Origin of the sequence: Hydrogenophaga palleronii, from assembly GCF_031457455.1 — a bacterium.
GTDB classification, from domain to species: Bacteria; Pseudomonadota; Gammaproteobacteria; order Burkholderiales; family Burkholderiaceae_C; genus Hydrogenophaga; species Hydrogenophaga palleronii_A.
Genome location: NZ_JAVDWU010000003.1, coordinates 308,636 through 333,296 on the forward strand (window position 1 = coordinate 308,636; position 24,661 = coordinate 333,296).

22 protein-coding genes are annotated in these 24,661 nt (G+C 66.5%); 16 read left to right on the plus strand and 6 right to left on the minus strand.

Annotated elements, in window-relative coordinates; genetic code table 11:
* The first annotated feature begins 21 nt into the window (after positions 1–21).
* Positions 22–981, plus strand: a complete 960-nt coding sequence (locus tag J2W49_RS09010; RefSeq protein WP_310314576.1) for an alpha/beta hydrolase — start codon at positions 22–24, stop codon at positions 979–981.
* Between the two features lie 75 nt (positions 982–1,056).
* Here the strand turns inward: J2W49_RS09010 and J2W49_RS09015 are convergent, their stop codons facing one another.
* On the minus strand, positions 1,057–1,452 hold the full coding sequence (locus J2W49_RS09015) for a DUF1304 domain-containing protein (protein WP_310314578.1): 396 nt from the start codon (positions 1,450–1,452) through the stop codon (positions 1,057–1,059).
* Positions 1,453–1,617: 165 nt separating this feature from the next.
* Here J2W49_RS09015 and J2W49_RS09020 point away from each other — a divergent pair, with 165 nt between their 5' ends.
* The gene (locus J2W49_RS09020) at positions 1,618–2,331 is read left to right on the plus strand and encodes a Crp/Fnr family transcriptional regulator (protein ID WP_310314581.1); all 714 of its coding nucleotides are present in this window, start codon (positions 1,618–1,620) and stop codon (positions 2,329–2,331) included.
* A gap of 3 nt (positions 2,332–2,334) precedes the next feature.
* On the opposite strand, the gene J2W49_RS09025 is transcribed toward J2W49_RS09020, so the two are convergent.
* The 4 genes from J2W49_RS09025 to fdxA form a co-directional block, all read right to left on the minus strand.
* On the minus strand, positions 2,335–3,522 hold the full coding sequence (locus tag J2W49_RS09025) for an amidohydrolase family protein (RefSeq protein WP_310314583.1): 1,188 nt from the start codon (positions 3,520–3,522) through the stop codon (positions 2,335–2,337).
* Between the two features lie 138 nt (positions 3,523–3,660).
* Positions 3,661–4,341, minus strand: coding sequence for a TetR/AcrR family transcriptional regulator (locus tag J2W49_RS09030; RefSeq protein ID WP_310314586.1), 681 nt, complete (start codon positions 4,339–4,341; stop codon positions 3,661–3,663).
* Positions 4,342–4,395: 54 nt separating this feature from the next.
* On the minus strand, positions 4,396–5,169 hold the full coding sequence (locus J2W49_RS09035) for a ferredoxin--NADP reductase (RefSeq protein WP_310314589.1): 774 nt from the start codon (positions 5,167–5,169) through the stop codon (positions 4,396–4,398).
* Between the two features lie 64 nt (positions 5,170–5,233).
* Positions 5,234–5,575 carry a ferredoxin FdxA gene (fdxA, locus tag J2W49_RS09040; protein ID WP_310314590.1) on the minus strand — a complete coding sequence of 114 codons (342 nt, stop codon included), beginning with the start codon at positions 5,573–5,575 and terminating at the stop codon, positions 5,234–5,236.
* Positions 5,576–5,750: 175 nt separating this feature from the next.
* Between fdxA and J2W49_RS09045 the strand changes: the two genes are divergently transcribed.
* The 14 genes from J2W49_RS09045 to J2W49_RS09110 all read left to right on the plus strand — a co-directional run bounded on the left by J2W49_RS09045 (position 5,751) and on the right by J2W49_RS09110 (position 24,042).
* Entirely contained in the window at positions 5,751–7,337 is a 1,587-nt protein-coding gene (locus J2W49_RS09045; protein ID WP_310314593.1) for a 6-hydroxynicotinate reductase, read from the plus strand.
* Between the two features lie 12 nt (positions 7,338–7,349).
* On the plus strand, positions 7,350–8,264 hold the full coding sequence (locus J2W49_RS09050; protein WP_310314596.1) for a UPF0280 family protein: 915 nt from the start codon (positions 7,350–7,352) through the stop codon (positions 8,262–8,264).
* A 37-nt stretch (positions 8,265–8,301) separates the two neighbouring features.
* Entirely contained in the window at positions 8,302–8,943 is a 642-nt protein-coding gene (locus tag J2W49_RS09055) for an amino acid synthesis family protein (RefSeq protein WP_310315206.1), read from the plus strand.
* Positions 8,944–8,984: 41 nt separating this feature from the next.
* A complete protein-coding gene (locus J2W49_RS09060; RefSeq protein ID WP_310314599.1) occupies positions 8,985–9,569 on the plus strand; it encodes an amino acid synthesis family protein in 585 nt (194 codons plus the stop codon).
* Between the two features lie 95 nt (positions 9,570–9,664).
* Positions 9,665–10,870, plus strand: coding sequence for an ABC transporter substrate-binding protein (locus tag J2W49_RS09065; protein WP_310314602.1), 1,206 nt, complete (start codon positions 9,665–9,667; stop codon positions 10,868–10,870).
* A 253-nt stretch (positions 10,871–11,123) separates the two neighbouring features.
* Positions 11,124–13,022, plus strand: a complete 1,899-nt coding sequence (locus J2W49_RS09070) for an ABC transporter permease (RefSeq protein ID WP_310314604.1) — start codon at positions 11,124–11,126, stop codon at positions 13,020–13,022.
* Between the two features lie 61 nt (positions 13,023–13,083).
* The gene (locus J2W49_RS09075; RefSeq protein ID WP_310314606.1) at positions 13,084–13,875 is read left to right on the plus strand and encodes an ABC transporter ATP-binding protein; all 792 of its coding nucleotides are present in this window, start codon (positions 13,084–13,086) and stop codon (positions 13,873–13,875) included.
* Positions 13,872–14,651 carry an ABC transporter ATP-binding protein gene (locus J2W49_RS09080; RefSeq protein ID WP_310314609.1) on the plus strand — a complete coding sequence of 260 codons (780 nt, stop codon included), beginning with the start codon at positions 13,872–13,874 and terminating at the stop codon, positions 14,649–14,651. The genes J2W49_RS09075 and J2W49_RS09080 overlap by 4 nt, the downstream gene beginning before the upstream one ends.
* 77 nt (positions 14,652–14,728) lie before the next feature.
* Positions 14,729–15,457: a bifunctional nicotinamidase/pyrazinamidase gene (gene pncA / locus J2W49_RS09085; protein WP_310314612.1), complete on the plus strand. Its 729-nt coding sequence runs from the start codon at positions 14,729–14,731 to the stop codon at positions 15,455–15,457.
* Positions 15,458–15,517: 60 nt separating this feature from the next.
* Positions 15,518–15,991 carry a (2Fe-2S)-binding protein gene (locus J2W49_RS09090; RefSeq protein WP_310314614.1) on the plus strand — a complete coding sequence of 158 codons (474 nt, stop codon included), beginning with the start codon at positions 15,518–15,520 and terminating at the stop codon, positions 15,989–15,991.
* Positions 15,988–19,611: a molybdopterin cofactor-binding domain-containing protein gene (locus J2W49_RS09095; protein ID WP_310314617.1), complete on the plus strand. Its 3,624-nt coding sequence runs from the start codon at positions 15,988–15,990 to the stop codon at positions 19,609–19,611. The genes J2W49_RS09090 and J2W49_RS09095 overlap by 4 nt, the downstream gene beginning before the upstream one ends.
* 260 nt (positions 19,612–19,871) lie before the next feature.
* Positions 19,872–20,702 (plus strand): carotenoid biosynthesis protein, encoded by an 831-nt coding sequence (locus J2W49_RS09100; RefSeq protein WP_310314620.1) that lies wholly within the window; start codon positions 19,872–19,874, stop codon positions 20,700–20,702.
* 62 nt (positions 20,703–20,764) lie between these two features.
* Entirely contained in the window at positions 20,765–22,180 is a 1,416-nt protein-coding gene (locus tag J2W49_RS09105) for an oxygenase MpaB family protein (RefSeq protein WP_310314623.1), read from the plus strand.
* 50 nt (positions 22,181–22,230) lie between these two features.
* Positions 22,231–24,042 (plus strand): sensor domain-containing diguanylate cyclase, encoded by a 1,812-nt coding sequence (locus J2W49_RS09110; protein ID WP_310314626.1) that lies wholly within the window; start codon positions 22,231–22,233, stop codon positions 24,040–24,042.
* A gap of 57 nt (positions 24,043–24,099) precedes the next feature.
* On the opposite strand, the gene J2W49_RS09115 is transcribed toward J2W49_RS09110, so the two are convergent.
* Entirely contained in the window at positions 24,100–24,648 is a 549-nt protein-coding gene (locus tag J2W49_RS09115; RefSeq protein ID WP_310314631.1) for a YdeI/OmpD-associated family protein, read from the minus strand.
* Positions 24,649–24,661: the final 13 nt, after the last annotated feature.

Genomic DNA, 24,661 nt, shown 5'->3' on the forward strand with positions numbered 1-24,661 from the left:
CCATCTGATTCAGGAGAACCCATGTCCATCCCCACCACACTTCCCCGCGCACCCATGGACCCCGCCCTCGCTGGTTTTCTGGCGCAAGCCGCGGCGCAGGGCAATCCGCCGCTGGAGTCGCTGCCGCCTGAAATCGGGCGCCAGATCTACCGCGACCTCGCTGCCGGCCTGGGCTTGCCGCCACCGGCCGTGACCACGGAAGACCGGCATATCCCCGGCCCTGGCGGACCGCTCAAGCTGCGCATCTACCACCCCGATGCCGTGGGTGAACTGCCCGCGCTGTTCTATGTGCATGGCGGTGGCTACGTGATCGGCGACCTTGAAACCCACGACGCGGTGTGCCGCACCCTGTGCCACGACGTGGGTGCCGTGGTGGTGGCGGTGGACTACCGGCTTGCGCCGGAGCACCCGTTTCCCGCCGCCGTGGACGATGTGATCTGCGTGCTTCAGTGGCTGGCAACGCATGCGCGCGCCATGCGCGTCGATCCGTCACGCGTCGCCGTCGCGGGCGACAGCGCGGGAGCCCAGTTGGCCACCGTCGCGTGCCTGCGCACGGCCGGAACGATCATGCCGCCGCGCGCCCTGGGCCTGATCTATCCGGTGGCGCAGCATCACAGCGAGCCCAGTGCCTCAATGGCTGAGAACGGCGAAGGCAAGTTTCTCACCCTGGGCGTCATGCAATGGTTCATTGACAGCTACCTGGGTGATCGCGACGAACTCAAGCGGCACCCGGATTTCGCCTTGCTGAGCGCCCCCACGCTGGCCAACCTGCCGCCCACCTGGGTCGCCACCATGGGCCACGACCCGCTGCGCGACGAAGGCCATGCGCTCGCGCAACGCATCGAACAATCGGGCGTGGCCACCGAGCACCGCCACTACCCAAGCGCCATCCACGCTTGCATTCATTTCACGGCCGTGTCGCCGGTGGGTGCGGAGGTGGTGGCCGATCTCGCCGGCTGGTTGCGCGGGCGGCTGTCGTGAAACACGACTGGCGCTTCAAAGCAACCGGCGCGCAGGCCTTTCAGGGCATGTTGACAAGGCCGATGCTGTAAGCGCTCAACGGGCGGCGAGCCCTGTGCGCGCCGACCCGGTGGCCGAGCGAGACGAAAGGTACAGCGCCACCAGCGCCAGCACAGCGGGCACGGTCTGTACGAACAAGGCCTTGGCGGTCGAGGTGTAGGCGCCGTACATGCCTGCCACCGCCACGCAGGTCAGCACGAAGGCCAGACTCTGCCTGTGCTTGAAGATCACCGCCCAGAGGATGCCTGCCGCCAGGAATCCGTTGTACAAACCCTGGTTGGCCGCCATGACCACGGTGGCGTTGGCAAACTCCGGCGCCAGGTTGAACGTCTTCATGCCCAGCGGTTTGTTCCAGAAGAACATCTCGATGGCGAGGATGTAGGCATGGATGGCGCAGACCAGCAGGGACAGCGCCAGGGAGATCTTTTTCATTGTGGTTCCATCGGGAAGTAGGGAAGCTGAAAGCGCGCACAGGTTCGGTACCCGCTCGGGCGCACCGCCGTGCCAGGACCGCATACGGGTACGCCGATTCGGCATACTAGGCCCGGCCCTGTATCCTGAATATCAATTGGCCGACAGTTTGTTCATTTGATCCCCATGACCCCGGCATCCCGCGCTGAACAGAACGCCGTCTGGAAACCGACCCTGCTCGGCAACGCCTGGTACGCCAGCTGCCCGGCGGTTCTGCAGGACGCGCTGCTTCTGCACGGTCGCCTGCGCAAGGTGTCTGCGGGAGGCCGGGTGTTCGAGCACGGCGCGACCGACCACGCGCTCTATTGCGTGCTCAGCGGCCAGGTGCAGGCCTACTACCCCGACGCGTCGGGCGCCATGCCCCTGCTGGCCACGCTGGACCCCTCGCACTGGTTCGGCGAGATGTCGTTCATCGACGGCGAGCCTCGCTCACACGTGGCGGTGGCAGAACAGCAGGCCCTGTTGCTGTCGGTCGCCCGCGCCGACTTGATGCCGTTTCTGGACCAGCACGCCTGGTGCTGGCGCGACATCGCCCGCCTGGCCGTGAGCAAGCTGCGCCGGGCCTACCAGCTCATTCCGCTGGACGCGCAATTGCCGGCAAGAAGCCGGCTGATCAAGCGGCTCTGGCTGGTGGCCCATGGCTACGGTTTCAAGGAAGACGCGCCGCGAACCCGCTTGCACCTCTCGCAGGACCAACTGGCCTCCACGCTGGGCATGACCCGGCAGACGGTCAACAAGGTCTTGCGCGAACTGGAACTGCAGGGTCTGGTGAAGCTGCACTATGGGGAGGTGGAGCTGCTGAACCTGCCGGGGTGGCAGCAGATCATGCAGACGGCTTAGGGCCTACAGAACGACCGGGATCTCTGTGGCCGGCGGCGTGTTGCGGCTGCGGCCGCAGCGCACGATGCCGTCGATCATCACCATGCCCACGCCGGGAATGTCACCCAGCGCCACACTTTCCAGCAGGCCTTTGCCGGCCGAATGCTGGGCCTTGTCCATGAACACGAAGTCGGCGGCGCGGCCCACTTCGATCAGGCCGCAGTTCAGGCCCCGGATGCGGGCCGTGTTGCCGGTGGCAAAGCAGAACACCAGTTCGGGCGGGATGTTGCCCAGGCTGGACAACAGCGCCACCATGCGCAGCATGCCCAAGGGCTGAACACCCGAGCCCGCCGGACCGTCGGTGCCCAGGATCACCCGGTGCGGGCACTTGAGCTGCAGTGCCGCCTGTGCGGCGGCAATGGCCACCTTCTCGTTGCCGTTGTGCACGATCTCGATGGCGCGGGACGATTTTTCACAAAGCTCGCACACGTGGGCTTCCGGCAAGGCGGTGTGCCCACCGTTGATGTGGCCAATGATGTCGGCGTCCGCCTCCAGCACCACATCCTTGTCGATCAGGCCTGAGCCGGGAATCGACGGCCCGCCGGTGTGGATGGTGCTCTGGATGCCGTGCTTGCGCGCCCAGGCCACCATCTGCTGTGCTTCGTATCCGGCCTTGACCGAGCCCAGGCCCACTTCGCCCAACAGCTTCACACCAGCGTCGGCCAGGTCCTTGAAGTCCTGCTCGACCATGCCTTTTTCGATCACGGGCGCGCCGGCCAGCACTTTCACGCCGCCCGGGCGAAAGTTGTCGAAGGCGCGCTGTGCGGTGATGGCCAGGGCCTTCAGGCCCACGATGTCCTTGGGCCGCCCGGGCAAATGCACTTCGCCGGCCGAGATCATGGTGGTCACGCCGCCATTCATGGTCGAGTCGATCCAGCCGATCTGGTTCTGGCGTGGCGTCCAGTCGCCGAACACGGGGTGCACATGGCTGTCGATCAGGCCTGGGCACACACAGGTCTGGCGCACATCGATGGTGACATTCGCGCCTTCGGTGTCGCAGTCGGCGGCCTTGCCCACCGCCGTGATGAGCCCGTCCTGCACCACGATGGTGTCTGCATCCAGGATGGGTCGATCGATATCGCCCGAGAGCAAGAGCCCGATGTTCTGGATGACGACCTTGCCTGATGGACCGCCGGCGGCTATCTCTGCCATGTGTGCTGCTCCTGATTGTGTTCGTGGGTTGATGTAGTAAATACTACATTCAATGCGAACCGGTGGCAACGGCGTGCAGGCAAAAAAACGGGCAACCTGGGTTGCCCTGACACATGCGCCTTTTGAAACTTGAAGTGTTCAGATTTTGACCGCACGCAGCACGGCGTCGATCACGAAGCGCTGCCAGTGTTCCTGGGCTTCAGCGCTGTCGAGCTTCTCGCCCAGAAAGGCCGAGAGCGTGAAGCGGTTCGACAGGTAGAAATAGTTCATCGCCGCGATCATCAGGTAGACATCGCGCGCCGAGAGCCCGGTGCGGAACAGTTTCTTTCGCGCCCCGCTGGCCAGCACCTGTTCCAGGATCTGGATCGCGGGTGAGGAGTAGTCACGGGCTCGCAGCGACTTGGCGATGTGCTTGCCACGGTGCAGGTTTTCGTCGTTGAGCAGGGTGATGAATTCGGGGTTGCGCTGGTAGAAGCTCCACATGAAGCTGATCACCGCCGTGAGCGATTCCACCGGCTGGTCGCCACTGAGTTCCAGCGTGGCCTCGGCCTCGTTGAAGCGGCGGTACATCTCTTCGAGCACCTCGATGTAGAGCGCTTCCTTGCTCCCGAAGTAGTAGTAGATCATGCGATCGAACGACTTCGCAGCCTTGGAGATCTCGTCGATACGGCCACCCGAAAAACCGTGCTTGGCGAAGATCTTGGTGGCCGCGCGCAGGATGCTGTCGCGCGTGTCCTGTGCCGCCATGGCCCGCGTGCCGGTACGGCGCGCCACAGGCGTCTTGGCGGCGGCGCTGCGCCGGGGGGGGCTGGTGCTCATGGAGAACCCTCGCTGGGGGGAATGCGGCGGACCTGGTGGGCAGGCCCACCGGATTCATTGCTCGGCAAAGGCCCGTTCGATCACGAAGGCACCTGGCGTGGACGTGTTGCCTTCGGGAAAGCCCTGCTCTTCCAGCATGTGCTTGAGGTCGCGCAGCATCGCCGGGCTGCCGCAGATCATCACACGGTCTTCGGCAGGGTTCAGGGGTGGCAGACCCAGGTCGCTGAACAGCTTGCCCGATTTCATCAGTTCGGTGACACGGCCGGTGTTGCGGTAGGACTCGCGCGTGACCGTGGGGTAGTACCGCAACTGGCTGCTCACCATCTCACCCAGCAGTTCATGCGCCGGCAGGTGTTCGACCAGCACGTCGTGGTAGGCCAGTTCATCGACCTGACGCACACCGTGAATCAGGATGATTTGCTCGTAACGCTCGTAGGTTTCGGGGTCGCGCACGATGCTCATGAACGGTGCCAGTCCGGTGCCGGTGGACACCAGGTACAGGCGCTTGCCGGGCAGCAGGTAGTCGATCAGCAGGGTGCCGGTGGGTTTGCGGCCCACGATGATCTTGTCGCCGACCTGGATGTGCTGCAGGCGCGAGGTGAGCGGGCCGTCCGGCACTTTGATGCTCAGGAACTCCAGATGTTCTTCGTAATTGGCGCTGACGATGCTGTAGGCGCGCAGCAGCGGCTTGTCGTTCACGCGCAGACCGATCATGGTGAAGTGGCCGTTGGAGAAGCGCAGGGACTGGTCACGCGTGGTGGTGAAGGTGAAAAGGCGGTCGGTCCAGTGGTGGACGCTCAGGACGGTTTCTTCGTTGAAGGCACTCATGGTTGGAAGGGGAAACAGAGGTTGAAAAGCGTTGGGCCAAGTATGCCGCGTCGTCTTGGCGGCTTCAGCGTGGGGCGCCGGAGGTTTGCTCCAGGTCAAGGAGCTTATTTTCGCCGTTCTTCCAGCGCTCGGCTTCGGGCAGGGGCGCCTTGCGCGCCGTGATCACGGGCCAGGTGGCCGCCAGACGCTGGTTCAACGCCAGGAAATGCGCCATGTTGGCGGGCAGTTCGGTGTCCGCATGGATGGCGCTGACGGGGCATTCGGGAATGCAGACCGCGCAATCGATGCACTCATCTGGGTCGATCACAAGGAACTCGGGCCCTTCATGAAAGCAGTCCACCGGGCACACATCCACGCAATCCGTGTACTTGCAGCGAATGCAGGGGTCTGCAACAACGTGAGTCATTTTGGTGCTCCCGGTCTGCCCCGAATCGGGGCGAAAAAAATGTGTTGCGCGTCTGAAAACATTGGTTTAAATTGCACTTCATGTAGTGTTCACAACATTTTCATTCAGTGAATGCTACACAAACGAAAGCGATCGGACAAGCGGTTTGACAACCACCTGAAGCCCCACACGGAACATGACAGAACACACCAAAACCGATGGCATGCCCGCGATGGACGGCGTCCCCGATCTGCAGTTCCTGGAGCGCTCGGCCCCGCGCAACGAGCGCATGGCGGGCGACAAGGTGGAATGCAACGCCTGCCCGGTGCTGTGCCAGATCTCGCCGGACAAGACGGGTGCGTGTGACCGCTACGCCAACGCGGCAGGCGTGCTGGTGAGGGTGGACCCGGTGGTGATGCTGCAGCGCACGCTGGCGCAAGACCAGGGGCAGGTGGTGGCGTTTTCTGCACGCGATCCCCAGACGCCCGCCCTGCTGGCGGACGCACCGGCCAACGAACTGTTCGTCACCGGCATCGGCTCATCCACCACTTATCCAGACTACAAGCCTGCGCCGTTCATCGTGGCCTCGCAGGCTGATGGCGTGGATCTGGTGACCGTGGTCACCGAGGGCATCTTCAGCTACTGCAGCCTCAAGGTGAAGATCGACACCGACCGCTGGCTGGGTCCCGAGCAGGCGAACGTGCGCTGCAAGGGCGAAGTGGTGGGGCACATCACCACCGCCGAATACGGCTCGCAGATGCTGTCGCTGGGTGGCGTGCACCACCTCACCGGCGGCAGCAAGAAGGAGGGCCGCATCACCTGCGACATGATGCAGTCGCTGGGCAACAAACAGGCGGTGGCGTTCACCATCGATGGCGGTGCGCAGATCGTGATCCAGGCGGGCAAGGCACCCATCGTCAATGGCGTGGAGGAGCAACGCATGCGCGTGGGCTGTGGCTCGGCCACGGTGGGCATCTTCGCGCGGCAGTTCTTCGGCCATGCCGACGAGGTGGTGGTGGTGGACGACCACATCACCGGTGTGCTGACGCCGCATCAGGCGGGCCGCTGCCTGGGCATGCGGCCTTCGGGCATCCGCATCCGGGGCCGCAAGTCCACGCCCGGGCGCTTCTTTCAGGTGGCCAACCCGGGCAACGGCTGGGGCGGCACCGACATCGCCGATCCGCTGTCCATCATCGAAGGCTGGGATACCGAACTCGCCTGGCCGGGCTTGCGCCTGCTGATGGTCTCCACGACCGGCGAACATGCGGCCTGGTTCGAGCTGGACGAGAACCTGGTGCCGCGTGAGAAGCCCATGCCTGAAGCGGTCGCACACACGGTCGCCCGCATTGGCGAAAACTGCGAACCTTCACTGGCCACCGTGCTGTTCCTTGGCGGCGCCGGTGGCAGCCTGCGGGCCGGCGTCACCGAAAACCCGGTGCAGCTCACACGCGCCATCAAGCAGTCGCTGATCAACGTCACCTGTGGTGGCGCACCGGCCTATGTGTGGCCGGGCGGCGGCATCACTGTGATGGTGGACGTGATGCGCATGCCCGACAACAGCTTCGGCACCGTGCCCACCCCGGCCATCGTGGCGCCGATCGAATTCAGCATGAAGCTCGACGACTACCGCGCCGTCGGCGGCCACATGGGTTACGTGCGATCGCTGGCCGACGCGCTGGCCCACGGCGCCTGGCACAACGACGGTGCCCCCACCGGACGGCGCATGGAAGCGCTGCCGCCTGCCAACACCTGGCCCCTGGGCGAACCGCCCATGCTGGGCTGAACGCGGACGACCATGAGCGCGGAACGACAAACCCTGCCCGGTCAGCGCTGGCATTTCCAGCACGGTCCCATCGACATCGTGATCGGTGCCGATGGCGAGACATCCGCCGTGCAGGCGGCGCATGAAGCGGCCTGGCTGCGATTTGCCACCGTGCTGGACGAGCTGGTGTGCGAACTGCCTGCGCTGCGCCAGCCGGTGGGCGATCGTTGCGAGCTGACCGGATCGGTGGCGCGCCGCATGTGGCAGGCCTGCCAGCCCTACCGCGCGGGCTTCGTCACGCCCATGGCGGCGGTGGCGGGTTCGGTGGCGCAGGAACTGATCGAGCATTACGCGCGCCCCGGGATTCAGCGGGCCTGGGTGAACAACGGCGGCGACGTGGCGCTGCACCTGGCACCCGGCGAGTCGATCCGTGTGGGCCTGTTCGCCGACCTCGCGCGTTTTGACGCCGCGGCCGCCATGTTGCCGCTGCAGACCGACGGCCACATGACGGTGCACGCCACGCTGCCGGTGCGCGGCGTGGCCACCAGCGGCTGGCGCGGGCGCAGTTTTTCCCTCGGCATTGCCGACAGCGTCACCGTGCTCGCGCGTACCGCCGCACAGGCCGACGTGGCCGCCACCCTGATCGCGAATGCGGTCAATGTGCCTGACGCGCGCATCGAGCGCCGCCCGGCGAACGAACTGCGCCACGACACCGACCTGGGAGACAGGCCCGTGACCTTTCATGTGCCGCCACTGGACCAGGCCACCGTGCTGCGCGCGGTGCGCGCCGGCCAGCGCATGGCCCGGGAATTGCAGGCGTCCGACCTGATCTGGTCGGCCGTCATCGTGTGCCAGGGCTGGAGCGCCACAGCCGGCGGCGAGCCTGGACATACCGGCAATGCCTGGGCGCTGGAACACGACGTTCGAACCTCTTTTGCAAGTGCATGACCCTGCATTCACCATCCCCATGACCACCCCTGCCAGCCTGATCGAGATCCGCCGCGTGTTCACCCACGTGGAAGACATCCACCACGAGTTCGGACCGCCTGCGGCCACACCGCTGCGCCGCGGTGCCATAGCGGTGCTGCTGCGCAACCCATTTGCAGGCCGTTTTGAGCCCGACATCCTGCCCATGATGGATCAGCTGCAGGCGGTGGGCGTGAACATGGCACAGCGCCTGCGCGTGGCCATGGACGTGCCAGTGGAAGCCATCCAGGGCTACGGCAAGGGATCCATCGTGGGTGCGGCGGGCGAGCTGGAGCACGGCGCCCTGTGGCACGTGCCCGGTGGCTACGCCATGCGCGAACTGCTGGGCTGGAAGGGCGACGCCACCGCCTACGCGCAAGGGCGCGCCGATGGCCCCAAGGGCCAACCAGCCAATGCGCTGGCCATTGTGCCGTCGACCAAGAAGGTGGGGCCGCCGGGGGCCGCGCTGGATGTGCCGCTCACCCACATCAACGCCGCCTACGTGCGCAGCCATTTCGACGCCATGGAAGTGCGCATGCCCGGCGCACCGCTGGCCGACGAGATCGTGTTCATCCTGGCCATGAGCACCGGCGCCCGCGTGCACGCCCGGGTGGGCGGCCTGCACGCCAACGACATCAGCCGCTGGGACGGCCTGCGCTGAGGCGCAGCCTCGTTCCACACACCAGCCAACAAGGAAATCACATGAAAAGCCAGATACGCAAAGTCGTGGTGCAGGTGGATGAAGTCCACATCGAAATGGGGCAACCGGTGTCCCCGCCGACGCGCAGGGCGCTGGCCATGGCGGTGATCCACAACCCCTACGCGGGCCGCTACAGTGAGAACCTTGATGAGCTGATCGCCATCGGTGAAGAACTGGGCGGCATGCTGGGTGAGCGTTGTGTGCGGGCCCTGGGCATTGAGCCCGCGCAGGCACAGAGCTACGGCAAGGCCGCCATCGTGGGTGAAGGCGGCGAGCTCGAGCATGCCGCGGCCATCCTGCATCCCAAGCTGGGCGCGCCGCTGCGTAAGGCGGTGGAAAAAGGCGCCGCCCTGGTGCCATCGAGCAAGAAGCATGGCGGGCTGGGCACAGCCATCGACGTGCCGTTGGGCCACAAGGACGCCGCCTTCGTGCGCAGCCATTTCGACGCCATGGAGGCGCGCGTGTCCGACGCGCCGCGCGCCAACGAGATCGTGGTGGCGGTCGTTGTCACCGACAGCGGCCGCCCGCTGCCACGTGTGGGCGGTCTGCAGGCCCACGAAATTCAGGGAGAGGACGGCCTGCGCTGAGCGCTCAGGACCGGTCCCGACACATCACCGTTCGCATCGACGTTCACTTCGCCCAACCCGTTCTTCCCCTTCCCTTTCACCCAGGAGTTCGCCCCATGCTTGCACGCCGTCACTTTCTTGCCCTCGCCGCCGCAATCGCCTGCGGCACGGTCGCCTCCACCGCCCATGCCCAGGGCGTGATCAAGATCGGCGAAATCAACAGCTACAAGGCACAGCCTGCCTTCCTGGAGCCCTACAAGAAGGGCATGGAACTGGCGGTGGAAGAGATCAACAAGGCCGGCGGCCTGAACGGTCGCCAGGTGGAACTGGTGGTGCGCGACGACAACGCCAACCCGGGCGACGCCGTACGCGTGGCCGAAGAACTGGTCTCGCGCGAGAAGGTTGACGTGCTGGCCGGCTCGTTCCTTTCGCACATCGGCCTGGCACTCACCGACTTCGCCAAGCAGAAAAAATTCTTCTTTCTGGCCGGCGAGCCGCTGACCGACAAGATCGTGTGGGACAACGGCAACCGCTACACCTTCCGCCTGCGCCCGTCCACCTACATGCAGGTGGCCATGCTGGTGCCTGAAGCGTCCAAGATGAAGAAGAAGCGCTGGGCGCTGGTGTACCCCAACTACGAGTACGGGCAGTCGGCCGCCGCCACCTTCAAGAAGCTGATGAAAGAGGCACAGCCCGACATCGAGTTCGTGACCGAACAGGCTTCGCCGCTGGGCCGGGTGGACGCCGGCAGCGTGACGCAGGCCCTGGCCGACGCCAAGCCCGACGCGATCTTCAACGTGCTCTTTGGTGCCGACCTGGCGCGCTTTGTCCGCGAAGGCAACACGCGTGGCCTGTTCAAGGACCGCGAAGTGGTGAGCCTGCTCACCGGCGAGCCGGAGTACATGGACCCGCTGAAGGACGAAGCCCCCAATGGCTGGCTGGTCACCGGCTACCCCTGGTACGGCATCGACACCCCCGAGCACAAGGCCTTCCAGAGCGCCTACCAGGCCAAGTTCAACGACTACCCGCGCCTGGGTTCGGTGGTGGGCTACAGCACCATCAAATCGCTGGGTGAGGGCATCAAGAAGGCCGGCTCCACCGACACGGAAAAACTCATCACCGCGTTCCGTGGCCTGCAGGTGAGCACACCGTTCGGGCCCATCACCTACCGGCCTGAAGACCACCAGTCGACCATGGGTGGCTACGTGGGCCGCACCAAGAACGAAGGTGGCAAGGGTGTGATGGTGGATTACCGGTATCTGGACGGTGCGGCTTACCTGCCGCCTGCGGCCGAAGCGAAGAAACTGCGTCCGGCGGAATGAGGGGCACCCCCCTGCGCCGCTGACGCGGCTTCCCCCCTCTCTGGCGCGCCTTCGGCGCTGGGAGGGGGGACGGCAGCTTGGGCCGGCGGAGCCGGACCCTCGTTGCCCCTGGATGGGGGCACCTCAGGCGTTGCGTTTGTTGATCCAAAGCTGCGCCTCTCTTCTCACTTAAGGAAGCATTCATGAACTTGCACGCGTTCACTTGCTGCGGCTCACGCCGGTCACTGCAACACCCACTGCCTGAGGTGTGTTCATGAATTTTTCGGGTTTTGTGGTTCAGTTGCTCAACGGGCTGGCTGGGGCTTCTTCGCTGTTTCTGGTGGCGGCGGGCTTGTCGCTGATTTTTGGTGTGACGCGCATCGTGAACTTCGCGCACGGGTCGTTCTACATGATCGGCATTTACGTGGCCTATTCCATGGTGGGCTGGCTGGGCACCGGGCTGGGGTTCTGGCCGGCGCTGCTGCTGGCGGCCCTGGCGGTGGGTGTGCTGGGGGCGGTGGTGGAGATGGTGCTGCTGCGCCGCATCTACCGCGCGCCCGAACTGTTCCAGTTGCTGGCCACATTTGCACTGGTGCTGGTGCTGCGCGATGGCGTGCTGTGGCTGTGGGGCGCCGAAGAACTGCTGGGGCCGCGGGCGCCAGGGCTTTCAGGCTCGGTGATGATTCTGGGCCGACAGTTCCCCACTTATGACCTGTTCCTGATCGTGGTGGGGCCGGCGGTGCTGGGCCTGCTGTGGTTGCTGCTCACCCGCACTCGCTGGGGCACGCTGGTGCGCGCCGCCACGCAGGACCGCGAGATGGTGAGTGCGCTGGGCGTGAACCAGGCCTGGCTGTTCACCGCCGTGTTCGCGCTGGGTGCGATGCTGGCGGGCCTGGGCGGTGCGCTGCAATTGCCGCGCGAGCCGGCCAACTTGGAGATGGACCTGCACACCATCGGCGCTGCCTTCGTGGTGGTGGTGGTGGGTGGCATGGGGTCGATCCCGGGTGCCTATGTGGCGGCCCTGCTGATTGCAGAACTCAAGGCCATCTGCATCTGGCTAGGACTCGTGGATGTGTTTGGTATTCCGGTGAGTTTTTCCAAGCTCACCCTGGTGGTGGAATTCCTGGTGATGGCCGCGGTGCTGGTGCTGCGCCCCTGGGGCCTGATGGGCAAGCCACAGGGTGCCAGCCGCCACGCGGGCGCAGCCGAAGCACCGCTGCGACCACCGGGCCTGCCCTTCATGGTCGGCAGTGCGGTGCTGATCCTGTTGCTGGTGGCCATGCCGCCGCTGACCACCGCCTCGCCCTACATCACGGTGCTGATGATCGACTTGATGATCGCCGCGCTGTTCGCCGCCAGCCTGCACTTCATCATGGGCCCGGCAGGCATGCACTCCTTCGGTCATGCGGCCTACTTCGGCCTCGGTGCCTACGCCGCCGCGCTGCTCATGCGCACACTGAACCTGCCCATGGAAGCGGCCCTGCTGGCCGCGCCGCTGGCCGCTGGCCTGGGGGCGCTGCTGTTCGGCTGGTTCGCGGTGCGCCTCTCGGGGGTGTATCTGGCCATGCTCACGCTGGCCTTCGCGCAGATCACCTGGGCGGTGGTGTACCAGTGGGACGACTTCACCGGTGGCAGCAACGGCCTGACCGGGGTGTGGCCGTCCGCGTGGCTGGCGGACAAGACCACCTACTACTACCTCACGCTGGCCCTGGTGGTGGTCGGCGTGATCGCGCTGCGTCGCATGCTGTTCTCCCCCTTTGGCTACGCCATGCGTGCCGGGCGCGACTCGGTGCTGCGGGCCGACGCCATCGGCATCGACGTGAAGCGGGTGCAATGGATGGCGTTCGTGATTGCGGGTGTGTTCGCCGGCCTGGCCGGTGCGCTGTTCGCGTTTTCCAAAGGCAGCATTTCGCCCGAGGCCATTGCCGTGGGCAAGTCGGTTGATGGCCTGGTGATGGTGCTGCTGGGTGGCCTGCAGACCCTGGCCGGCCCGGTGGTGGGCGCGGTCACCTTCACCTGGCTGCACGACACGGTGGCGCGCAGCACCGACTACTGGCGCGCGCTGCTGGGCGCCATCATTCTGTTGCTGGTGCTTTTGTTCCCGCAGGGCATCGCGGGCTTCTTCCGCCAGATCTTTGACCGCCGCCGCGACGCGGGCGAGGTGCGCTCATGAGCGCCGCCCGGCCGCTCCGAAGGCGCTCAGCCCCGCAGTGCACAGCACGGAGGATTGTTCTATGAGCTTATTGACTGTTCAAGGACTCGGCAAATCGTTCGGCGGCGTCAAGGCTGTCGATGGCATCAGCTTCGAGGTGGCGCCGGGCGAACTGCTGGCACTGATCGGCCCCAATGGGGCGGGCAAGTCCACCACCTTCAACATGGTCAACGGCCAGATCAAACCCAACACCGGCTCAATCACACTGGGTGGGCGCGAACTCACCGACCTGAAGCCGCGCGAGATCTGGCGCCTGGGGGTGGGACGCACCTTCCAGATCGCCGAGACCTTTTCTTCGCTCACCGTGGTGGAGAACGTGCAGATGGCGCTGATCTCGGCCGACGGCCGCCTGTTTTCCCTGTGGCGCAAAGCGGCCGAGCACAAACGCGCCGAGGCGCTCGCCCTGCTGAACCAGGTGGGCATGGCCGCCCAGGCTGACAGACCCTGCAGCGTGCTGGCCTATGGCGATGTGAAGCGGGTGGAGCTGGCGATTGCCATGGCCAACGACCCGAAGCTGCTGCTGATGGACGAACCCACTGCCGGCATGGCGCCCAAGGAACGCAACGAGCTGATGGCCCTGACCAAGCGCCTGGTGGTGGAGCGCGGCATGGCCGTGCTGTTCACCGAACACAGCATGGACGTGGTGTTCGCCTATGCCGACCGAATGATCGTGCTGGCGCGCGGTCGCCTGATTGCCGAGGGCCAGCCGGCCGAAATCCGCGACCACCCCAAGGTGCAGGAGGTGTACTTCGGCAGTGGCAAGACTTTCGAGAAGAAGACCCCTGGAACCCCGTCCCTGCAGGAGGCCGCATGACGCTGCTGGATCAACACGATGCCCCTGCGGCCTTTGCCGACACGGCACCCAGGGAGGTTCTGCTGGACGTGAAAGGCATGTCGGCCTGGTATGGCGCGGCGCAGATCCTGTTTGGCGTGGACCTGCAGGTGTGCCGGGGCGAAGTGGTGGCGCTGATGGGCCGCAATGGCGCGGGCAAGTCCACCACGCTCAAGACCATCATGGGCATGGTGCCCAAGCGGCGCGGCAGCACCAGCTTCATGGGGCAAGACGTGTCGCGAAGCGAGGCCCACGCCATCGCTGCGCGCGGCCTGGGCTTTGTGCCGGAGGACCGGCGCATCTTCACCGACCTGAGCGTGATGGAGAACCTGGAAGTGGGCCGCCAGCCGCCGCGGCGATGGCCCGACGGCAGCGCCGCACCAGTGTGGACGCCCGAGGCCTTGTTCCAGCTGTTTCCCAACCTGGGCGAGATGCCGAACCGCCCGGGAGGCCGCATGAGCGGTGGCGAGCAGCAGATGCTCACCGTGGCGCGCACCCTCATGGGCAACCCCTACCTGGTGCTGCTGGACGAACCGTCCGAGGGCGTGGCACCGGTGATCGTGGAGCAAATGGTGCAGATGATCCTGGCGCTGAAGGCGCAGGGCGTGAGCATCCTGCTGTCCGAGCAGAACATGCACTTCGCCGAACTGGTGTCGGACCGTGCTTATGTGCTGGAAAAAGGCGAGATCCGCTACGCCGGCGCCATGGCCGAACTGGCCGAGGACGAAGCCGTGCGGCGTGCCTATCTGAGCGTCTAGGGATCGCCGCACATGGGCACGCATCGTGCTCGTGTGTAGATCTTTCCGCTTCCGTCCTTTTACCGAAAGAGGTCACCATGAAACCGATGCATCGCCGAAACCTGCTGCGTGGCGCCACCCTGAGCCTGGTGGCCGGCGCTGGCTGGCCCCTCACCTCCCTGGCCACTGGCGCGATCAAGCCCGATGCGGCGTCTGCCCTGATCGTGGTGGACGTGCAGAACTGCTTCGTGCCAGGCGGCACGCTGCCGGTGGACAAGGGCGACGAGGTGGTGCCGGTGATCAACCGGCTAGCCAAGGGCTTCAAGAACGTGGTGCTCACGCAGGACTGGCACACCGAAGACCACGCCTCGTTCGCCAGCACCCACCCGGGCAAGAAACCGTTCGAGACCATCGACCTGTCCTACGGCACGCAGGTGCTGTGGCCGGACCATTGCGTGCAAGGCACGAAGGACGCCGAGCTGCATCCGGCGCTGTCCATTCCGCACGCACAGGCCATCATCCGCAAGGGCTTTCATGCGCAGGTGGACAGCTATTCCGCGCTGCAGGAAGCCGACCGCAAGACCCTCACCGGCCTGGCGGGCTACCTCAAGGAACGCGGCATCAGCAAGCTGTATGTGTGCGGGCTGGCCACCGACTTCTGCGTGGCCTGGACGGCGCTGGACTCGCAGGGCATGGGCTTTCAGACCTTCGTGATCGAAGACGCCTCGCGCGGCATCGACCTCAACGGCTCGCTGGCCGCCGCCTGGAAACAGATGACCGCCAAGGGCGTGAAGCGCATCCAGTCGGCCGACATCGCCCTGGGCTGAAGCCTGGAGCAACGCTGCGCTACAGTGCCCTCACCCCACGGATCGGACCGCGCTCACCGGATGCTCACCCTGACCGTCAACGGAGAACCCCGCGAAGTGGCCGCACAGGCCAGCGCCCCCTTGCTGGACGTGCTGCGCAACGACTGTGGCCTCAACGGCCCCAAGTACGGCTGCGGGCTGGGCCAGTGCGGCGCCTGCACCGTGCTGGTCGACGGCGTGGCCGCACGGGCCTGCGTGATCCCGGCCGGGGGCGTGAAGGGGCGCGCCATCACCACATTGGAGGGACTGGGCAGCCGGGATGCGCCACACCCTGTGCAACAGGCCTTCATTGACGAACAGGCGGCGCAATGTGGCTACTGCCTCAACGGCATGATCATGATGGCCACCGCCCTGCTGACCGAGAACCCGCAGCCCACCGAGACCGAGGTGCGCCAGGCGCTCTCCGGCAATCTGTGTCGTTGCGGCACGCACGTGGAGATCGTGCGGGCCGTGCTCATGGCGGCGGACCGCATGGCGGGGAGCAGAGCAGCATGAGTGCATCCGATCGCCTGGCCACCCTGCGCACGCGCAGTGACTTCCTGCAGGCCAGCGGTGTGTTGCTGATCACCCGCGACCCGCCGCCGCCCCCACCGCCCACGCCCGGCCAACCTGCGGCCGTGCCCGGCAACCCAGCCGAGGGGGTGGAGGTTCTGCTCTCCGTGTGGGACGACGGTGAGGTGGTGGCGCTGCACGGCCATGTGGACCTGGGCACCGGCATCCAGACCGCGCTGGCGCAGATCGTGGCCGAAGAACTCGACGTGGGCATGGCCCGGGTGCGCATGGTGCTGGGCGACACTGCGCGGGCACCCAACCAGGGTGCCACCATTGCCAGCGCCTCGATCCAGATCCACGCCGTGCCGCTGCGCCTGGCCGCCGCGCAAGCCCGTGCCTTCCTGGTGGCGCGCGCGGCGCAGCACCTGCAATGCGAGGCGGCGGCGCTGGTGGTGAACGACGGCGTGGTGCAGGTGGCAGGCGATGCCAGTCGCCGCGTGAGCTACGGTGATCTGCTCAACACACAGCGCTTCGAACTGACGCTCGATACAAGCACGCCACTGAAGCCACCCAGCGACTACCGCATCGTGGGCACCTCCACGGCGCGCGTGGACATTCCGGCCAAGGCCACCGGCGAACTCAGCTTCGTGCACGACATGCGCGTGCCCGGCATGCTGCACGGTCGCGTGGTGCGTCCGCCCTATGCCGGTGCCGACCACGGTGACTTCATCGGCAATACGCTGGAATCGGTGGACGAAAGCTCCATCGCCCACATTCCCGGTGTACGGGCCGTGGTGGTGATCCGCGACTTCGTGGGCGTGGTGGCCGAGCGCGAGGAACACGCCGATCAGGCGGCGCGCGAACTGCGCGTGGTGTGGAAGGACTGGCCCGGCCTGCCCCGCACCGACGACATCGAACAGGCCCTGCGCGCCAACCCGTCCACCCGACGCGTGCTGGTGGACGAAGGCGACGTGGAGGCCGCCACCGCCAGTGTCGAACAACGCCTGTCACGCACTTACCTGTGGCCCTACCAGATGCACGCGTCCATCGGGCCTTCGTGCGCGCTGGCCGACTGGCAAGGCGAGCGCCTCACCGTGTGGGCCGGCACACAGAACCCGCATGTGCTGCGGCTCGACTTGTCGCGCCTGACCGGCCTGGCCGACGTGGCCATTGAGGTGGTGCGCATGGAAGCCGCCGGCTGCTACGGCCGCAACGGCGCCGACGACGTGGCGGCCGATGCGGCATTGTTGTCGCGCGCGGTGGGCGCGCCGGTGCGGGTGCAGCTCACACGCGAACAGGAACACCTGTGGGAACCCAAGGGCGCCGCGCAGTGGATGACCGTGGATGGAGGCCTGCAGGCCGATGGCAGCGCGGCTTACGACTTCACCACCAGCTACCCGTCCAACGGCGCGCCCACGCTGGCCCTGCTGCTCACGCGCACCATCGAACCCACCGCGCAGGCCTATGAAATGGGCGACCGCACCGCGCGCCCGCCTTACGACTACCCGGCGCTGCGCGTGGCCATCCACGACATGCCGCCCATCCTGCGCGCGTCGTGGCTGCGCGGTGTGTCGGCCCTGCCCAATTCGTTCGCGCACGAGTCGTATGTGGACGAGCTGGCCACCGCGGCAGGAGAAGACCCGGTGGCTTTCCGGCTGCGCCTGCTCAAGGACCCGCGCGCACACGAATTGCTGGAAGCCACCGCGCGCCGCGCCGGCTGGCGGCCGCACACCGAACCCCAGCAGCAGGGCCGCACCGGCGACATCCTGCACGGCCAGGGCGTGGCCTATGCGCGCTATGTGCACAGCAAGTGGCCGGGCTTCGGTGCCGCCTGGGCCGCCTGGGTGGCCGATGTGGATGTGAACCAGAAGACGGGCGAAGTGCATGTGAAGCGCGTGGTTGTGGGACACGACGCAGGGCTGATGATCAACCCCGCTGGCGTGCAGCACCAGATCCACGGCAACGTGATCCAGACCACCAGCCGCGCGCTGAAAGAGCGCGTGAGCACCGAACCCGCCAGGAACACGGTGGCCAATGCGGAATGGGGCAGCTACCCCATCCTGAATTTCCGCGAGGTGCCGGTGATCGACGTGATGATGATGCCGCGCCCGGACCAGCCGCCGCTGGGCGCGGGCGAGTCGTCTTCGGTGCCCGGCACGGCGGCCATTGCCAACGCCATCTTCGACGCCACCGGCGTGCGCTTCCGCCAGCCCCCGTTCACGCCCGAGGTGGTGCGCGCCGCCCTCAACCCCTTGCCTGCACCGCAGCAGGCAGCGCCTGCACCCGCACCGGAACGCCAGGTGCCCGCCAGCGCGCCCTGGCCGCGCCGCCGTTCCGGCTGGGCGCGTGTGCTGGCGCTGGCCGCAGGCTCGCTGGGCGTGGGCGCCGCGCTGCTCGGCTGGCGTCCGGCCATTGCGCCGGTCGCACCCGCCAGCGCGTCGGTCTACACCGCCGCCACCATCGAACGCGGCCGCGTGCTGGCCGCAGCGGGTGACTGTGTGGTGTGCCACACGACACCGGGCGGTGTGCCCAACGCGGGCGGACGCGGCATGGCCACACCGTTCGGCACCATCTACACCACCAACCTCACACCCGATCCTGACACCGGCATCGGCCGGTGGTCGTTCAGCGCCTTCCAGCGTGCCATGCGCGAAGGCGTCTCGCGCGACGGCCGCCATCTGTACCCGGCATTCCCGTACACCGCCTTTGCCCGCCTGAGCGACGACGACCTCACCGCCCTCTACGCCTACCTGATGAGCCAGCCAGCGGTGGCGGCCGCGCCGCCATCCACCGATCTGGCCTTCCCGTTCAACCAGCGCGCCCTCATGGCCGGCTGGAACGCGCTGTTCCACGACCCCAGGCCCTACCAGCCCGACCCCAGCCAAACCGTGGAATGGAACCGGGGCGCCTACCTGGTCAACGGCGTGGGCCACTGCGGCGCCTGCCACACGCCGCGCAACGGCCTGGGCGCCGAACAGGGCGGCCGCGCCTACCTGAGCGGCGCGGTGGTCGACGGCTGGGAGGCCCCGGCGCTCACCGCATTGAACAAGGCGCCGGTTCCCTGGAGCATCGACGCGCTGTACCGCTACCTGCGCAGCGGCCATTCTCGCCACCACGGCATGGCCACCGGACCCATGGCACCGGTGGTGCAGCAGCTCGCCGCGCTGCCGGATGACGACATCCGCGCCATGGCTACCTACCTGGGCGCGTTCCAGGCGCCCGTGAACGACGAGGCCGCCGAAGCACAGGCCGTGGTGGCCCGGGCGGCTGCACAGGCACCCTCCCTGCTTGGCAACGGCCAGCGCATGTTCGACGGCGCCTGCGCCGCCTGCCACCACGACGGCGACGGCCCCCGCCTGCTGGGCACGCAGTCACCGCTGGCGCTCAACACCAACCTGCACAGCGAGCGGCCCGACAACGTGCTGCGCGCCATCCTGGAAGGTGTGCGCGACCCGGCCGGGCCTGAACTCGGCTTCATGCCGGCGTTCCGCCACGCGCTGAGCGATGCGCAGATCGCCGAGCTGGCCAGCTACATGCGCCAGCGTTTCGCGCCCGGGCAGCCACCCTGGCAAGGCCTGGCGCAAGCCGTTGCGCGCGTGCGCGCCACACCATCGGATCCCTGAGGCCCCTGCCGCTCGGCAGACCCAAAGGCCCGGCTGTCGGCACAACGGCCGGATCGCGCGCGGCCTCACGCACTTGTTACAAAGTGTTCACCTAGAATGAGCCCGGCATGCCATGTGCGCGTCAGCGACACCGGCAGGCCACCCCCACACCACGACAAGACGGCCGCAACGCCCGAGTTCGCCGGGCATCTGCACCGGACGACGGGAGCCTTGAAGCGCCGCGCAAGCAGGGAACGTTGTCCAACCCGGAGGAGAGATTTGTGGGTTCACCGCGCATTCGCACGCCCGAGTTCCTGGCACTGACTGCCCTGCTGGCGGGGCTGCTGCTGTTCACCGCCTTCAGGTACCCGTTGCAGACGCTGGCGCTCAATGCCGCATCGGTGGTGATGTTCCTGGTGAGCCTGTGGGCGGCGCACGTGCTGCTGGGCCGTGTGCGGGCCAACGGGTTTGCCGCGCTGGCACTGGCCGTGGGCTGGTTCGCCGAGCAGATGGGCTCGTCGCGCGGCTGGTTCTTCGGTCACTACACCTACACCGACGTGCTCGGCGTCACCCTGGGCGATGTGCCGCTGGTGATTCCCATGATGTGGTTTGCGCTCACATTGCTGGGCTACGTGATGGCCTGCCTGATCCTGTGGCGCCGGCCGGTGCTGGCCGCGCCCGGCTGGATCACCGGCGGACTCACCGCCTGGCTGGCCGCCCTGATCGTGACCGCCTTCGACCTGGGCGCCGACCCCTACTTTGTGTTCGTGCTCAAGGCTTGGATCATGGAAAAGAAGGACGGTGGCTGGTTCGGTGAAACCCTGCAGGGCTTCGTGGGCTGGATGATCATCGGCTTCGCCATTGTGGCCAGCTTCCAGTGGCGGGCACGCCCGGTGGCGCCCTCGCTGACCGACCCGTTGGTGAGCCGCGCCGTGCTGGTGCCGCTGCTCATCTATGCAAGCGGCCTGGTGTTCCAGATGATCTGGGGCCACCCGATCGAGGTGCGCGCCATCGCCTTCTTCGCCATGGGCATCCCGCTGTTCATCGCGGGGGTGGCCTGGTTCCAGTGGATTCAACCGAACGGCCCTTTTGTCAAGGGTGTGACGCCATGAACACCGTACAGGGCTTATCCCACGTCAGCTCACAACCTGGCTCTCCGAGCGGAAGCTCACCCGTGATTGCCGTGGCTTCCATGGCAGCCATGGAACACGTGGGCGACCCGCTGGCCGACGACACCGTCTCCCGTCTGGTGGGCGAGCGCCCCTTGCCCAGCTCCACACTCACCATGGATGGGCCGAACGCCACCGCACGCCTGAACGAGGCCACCCGCCTCATGGCCGGGTGGACGCACAACGGCACGCTGCTGAAGTGGCCGGCGGTGCGCCCCGTGTCCAGCCCGGGCGAAGAAGCCTCCGTCACGGAGGTGTTGCACGACTACCTGCAGAGTGCCGCCCACCTGCCCCACTGGGCCGACGCGACCAAAGTGGCCCGCGCTGAAAACCTTTTTATGTCGCACGGCGCCATGTCGTGCACGCTGCTGTTCTGCGCCAGCCTGCCGGAATGTTATGTGCTGCCGCAATTGGCCGGGGTGCTGCACATCGCCGGCCAGCTCGAAGCGCACACCGAACACCGCATCCGCCAGACCGCGGCCATGGTGTTCCCCGTGATGATGCGCGGCGGCCTGATGAGCCCCGGTGGCACGGGCGTGGCGCAGGTGCTCAAGGTGCGCCTGATCCACGCCACCATCCGCCACCTGATCCTGCGCGGCAACCCGGCCCAGGTGCGCGGTCTCGTGCCGCGCCGCCAGATGGGCGAGCCCGCAGGCATGCACCAGGCCATGTCGGACCACGGCTGGGACGTGGACGCCCAGGGCGTGCCCTGCAACCAGATCGAACTGGCCTACACCTTGCTGACCTTCAGCTACGTGTTCCTCAATGGCATGCGCAAGCTGGGGCAACGCCTGTCGCACGAAGACGAAGAGGCCTACCTGCACGCCTGGAACGTGGTGGGCCATGTGCTGGGCATCCGAAGCGAATGGATGGCGCACACCATGGAGGAAGCGGCGACGCTGTTCGATCGGATCCAGGCGCGCGCTCGAACGGTGGTCGTCACCCCCGACGCGCGCCCCGCCCTGGGCCGTGCGCTCATGAACACCATGGCGAACAGCATCCATGTGCCGGTGCTGCGACATGTTCCGGTGCCGCTCACGCAATGGCTGATCGGACGACAGACCGCGCGCGACATTGGTGTGGACGAACACGTGCCGCTGCTCTCGCGGCTGCTGTTCCGTCTGGGGCTGGTGCTGGTGCGTGCGGTCGATGCGGTGGTGCGGCTGATCTCGTCGCGCTTCTCCATCGTGCGGCTGTTCACGCGCACCATCGGCTATCACATGCTCACGCGATTTCTGCTGGACCAGACCCGGCCGCTGACCCTGCCCGACCAGGTGTTGAACCCGATGATGGACACCGTGGCCGAGTGGAGCGACGACCCCAAGGCCAGCGCGTGGATCAACCGGCTGGAAGACCGCCTGACCACCGCCGGCACCTGGCGGCCTTCTGCTGCAAAACAGCAACAGAACCAGCGCGCCTGACACGGTTTTTCAGGCAATAAGTCCGACAACCGACCCTTTGTGCGTTCCCCATGAACAACACCAGCGGCTACGATGCTTCCATGACACGTCTTAGCGCCAAGGCTTCGTTGGCCCGCTGGGCGGCCCTGCTGTTGCTGGCCAGTTTCTGCTGGACCACCCTGGCCATGGCCCAGCCCCTTACCGATCCTGGTATCCAGGACAACAACACCACCCTGCGCGACATCACGATGCAGGGGCGCATCCTGCTCGACCCCACCGCTGAACAGACCATCGAGGAGGTGGTTGCGAAGGGGGCCGACTTCGAACCACTGACCTCCCCCCGCGGCTTCCAGCTCAAGGGCGCGGCACTGTGGATGCGGTTTGAATTGCCGGAACTCGACCCCGCCCAGCGCTGGTACCTGATGCTCGACGGCGGCGCCTTCACGGACCGCGTGAACTTTCACCAGGGCGATCCCGCCCAAGGCTGGAAGGAGCAGGTGGCCGGCGACCATGTGCCCGTGGCCGAATGGTCCGTCCCGGACCGCTCACCCGTGTTTGCCATCGACACCGCACAACTGCCCGGCCCGGTATGGCTGCGCCTGACCAACGAGCCATCGCCGCTGAGCCCGCGGGTCTATCTGATCGCCGAAGACGAGCTGCAAAACAAGCGCGTCTGGACCTACCTGATGATCGGCGGCTACCTGGGTTTTGGCCTGCTGGTGATGTTCCTGGGCTGGGTGCATGCCCGCCTCTACGCGGACCGTTCGTTCGTGGCCTACGTGATCTACGTGGCCTGCATGCTGGGCTTCCAGGTGGCGTTCACCGGCATGGGCGGTTTCTTCTTCTGGCCGAACGCGGCCTGGTGGAACAACGCGGCCGCACCCATCTTCATGCTGTGGCTCACCGCGTCGGGCATCTGGTTCGTGCGCGAGGTGTGCGCCGTCTCGCGCTACCACCGCAAGGTGGACAGGGCGGTGCTGGCCTGGTCAGCCTTCGGCTTTCTGTTCCCCATTCCTTACCTGCTCCTCAACACCCCGCCCATGTTCACCATCCTGAACATCTATGGCCTGCTCTCGGTGCTGCTGAGCTTCAGTCTGTGCATCTGGACCTGGCGCCTGGGTGAAAAGTACGCCGGCTGGATGGCGCTGGGTTTCCTGCCGGTGCACCTGGGTTATCCCTTCCCGGCCCTGCGCGCCGCCGGTGTGCTGCCCGACAGCTGGGCCACACAGTACGCGGTGCTGATCGGCTCGGCGATCGAGATTCCACTGCTGCTGTACATCCTGCACCGCCGTGCCAAGGAATACAACGAGAACCGCGCCCGCATGCGCGCGCTCGACAGCGCCGACCCCCTCACTGGCCTGACGATTGCACCCGTGCTCTACCTGCGCATGCGCGACGCTGTGCGCCGCGCCCGGCGTTACGGCCACCACTGCGGTGTGTTCCTGGTGGAGCTGTCCAACCACGGCGAGATCGTGGCCAAGGAAGGCCGCGAAACCGGCGACCGCGCGCTGGTGGTGGCGGCCTCGCGGCTGTCGCGCGTGGTGCGCGAGGTCGACACCGTGTGCCGCATCTCCAACACGCGCTTTGCCGTGCTGGTGGAAGGGCCGCTGCGCCAGGCCACGCTCAAGGTGATTGCCCAGCACATCGTTGCCAAGGGTCTGGAACAAGGCCCCACCCTGCCCGCCGATCTGCCCCTGCGCTTCCGCATGGTCTCGGCCTTGCTGCCGTCTGAAGAGATTCCGTTCGCCGAAGACGAAGACCGCGATGAGCGCCGCTTCCTGGGACACCTTCACAAGGAGCTGGACAGGCTGGCCGAGGACCCGAAGAAGAACGTGCTGCACCTGCCGTTCGTGCCATCGATGCCGCCGGCGAGCATGGCTTGAAGGGAAGCAGCGGCTGCTGCGGCGGGGCAACGCTGCGCTCACCGCGGGCACCAAGCCCTACTCGGCAACCTCAGGCGCTCGGAAGGCTTTGCTGTAATAGCCCGAAGGGTCAAAGCAGCAAACCCGGCGCTTGCCCGAGGCGAGCATGTCGCAGGCATCGGCAACACGTTTGGCGCGGGTCTTGGCTTGCTTCGCCGAGGTGATCCAATGAATCCAGTCCAGGCGGGCGATGTTCGTGGTTTCTTCCCAGACCGCGCCGGCCTCGGGCGCTCCGGCGAGGGCTTCCAGCAGGTCTGAAGGCGCCTCAGGGTCGGGCTCATCGGCCAGCGCGGCGATCTCCAGCGTGGCCACCTCGCCCACGTTGACGCCAGCATGCGCAAGCAACGCCTGTTCAAGTCGGAGCCAGTGACTCAACTGCCCGTCGGGTTCCAGCGTTGCCTGGAAACCGTGGCCGTTGATACTTCCTGCCACGGTCGTTCGCCCGCGTCTGGGAAGCTTGGCGCTGGCGTCCTTGGGAAGCACGACAAAGGCCCAGGGCGCGCCGTCGTCCGATTTTTTGGGACGAAGCAGCTTGGCCTTGAAGCGGGATCTTGTGGTGTCCGGCATGGGTTTCCAACCT